Consider the following 1266-nt stretch of genomic DNA (forward strand, 5'->3'; position numbering starts at 1 on the left):
GGCGAATTTTTGTCTGCTACGAATCAATTGGCCGGAGATGACGCGCTAATTTCATTCAGGGCGAAGGCCTCCGAACTCGGGCGGATGTTGTCGTCGTTCAAGGATTATGTTCAGAATGGTTTGAACAGATTGGCGACGATGGCGGGGGATGCGGCGGCGAAGATGTCGGCGTTTGTTTCTGACGTTGTTGACTCGGCTAAGGCTCAGGAGTTGATCGATAAGGTTTCGGATGACTGGGCATTTGCGCAGGAGTTGCTGAATATTGCGATGTTGTTTTCGCCGATGGGTACGGTGGCTGCGGCTATTTCGGCGGCGGTGCCGATTATTCAGTTGATTGTGGAGCATTGGGATCAGATTCGGGCTGCGTTTGATTGGGTGTTGAAGAATGTTTTGACGCCGGTGGCTGAGTTCTTTATGACGGCGTTCAAGATTTATATTGCGCCGTACCGCTTGGCCTTTGACGCGGTGATGGCTGGGTTCAATGGGATGGGTGGGGTTGTCGGTACCGCGGTTGGTGCGGTGCGGTCGACGGTCGTGGGGATTGTGAAGGCGATCGGTCAGATTTTCCAGCGGCTCGAGATCAATATCGGATTTCCGGTCAACAAGTCGTTCGGGTTGAAGAGTGTCGGTGATGCGATGGTTGCTTGGGCTTCTGAACGGTTGGCAGATGGTGGCTTGGTGGGTGGACAGCGCGGGTCCGCGCCGGGTAGGGCATCCGGTATCGAGGTGATGGCCGTGATCGATCGGTCGGTGTTGCGTGCCACCCAGGCTGAGGAACGCAAGATCGGGTACGCGTATCGGCCGCCGTTCCTGCACGACGGTGCGTTGCCTCGCACGGATAACGGGCCTGGTCCGCGCACATTTGATGTGCGGGTCGCTGATGTCGACGCGGCGTTCGCGCAAATTCGGATGTTGCAGGCCGTGCAGGATGCGCGGTTCAGCCCGGTTGGGGTGTAGCCAGGTGACTGCTACTCGGCTGACTCGGTATTGACAAGTAGACGGCGGAAATTCACAAGAGATCGGAAGGTTGGAAACGATGAGTGATCCGAAATCGGAGGGTGTTCCGGACCCGTTGGCCGGCTTCGACATCGAGATCCATCCGGTCTCATTGGACGGGCTCAACGATTCAACGGACCAGAGGCCGAAAAAGGATGCGGCTGAGGATAATAAGAAGCCGAGCAAGAGCAGGAGCCCTTCGCACCGGCCTTTCGTATCCAAACCTGCGCGGCGGCAGCCGAATCCGCCCAAGGCCGATGATCACCCGAA

At 57.3% G+C, this 1266-nt stretch carries 2 protein-coding genes; both read left to right on the plus strand.

What is annotated here, in order from left to right; translation table 11 throughout:
- Nucleotides 1–957, plus strand: a 957-nt coding sequence (locus AB0F44_RS30070; RefSeq protein WP_357361022.1) for a hypothetical protein, incomplete at its 5' end; no start/stop codon positions are given.
- 79 nt (nt 958–1036) lie between these two features.
- Nucleotides 1037–1266 (plus strand): hypothetical protein (locus tag AB0F44_RS30075; protein ID WP_357361024.1); only part of this gene is annotated, 230 nt, incomplete at its 3' end.

The sequence above is a fragment of the Nocardioides sp. NPDC023903 genome (assembly GCF_040639295.1).
Lineage (GTDB): Bacteria > Actinomycetota > Actinomycetes > Propionibacteriales > Nocardioidaceae > Nocardioides.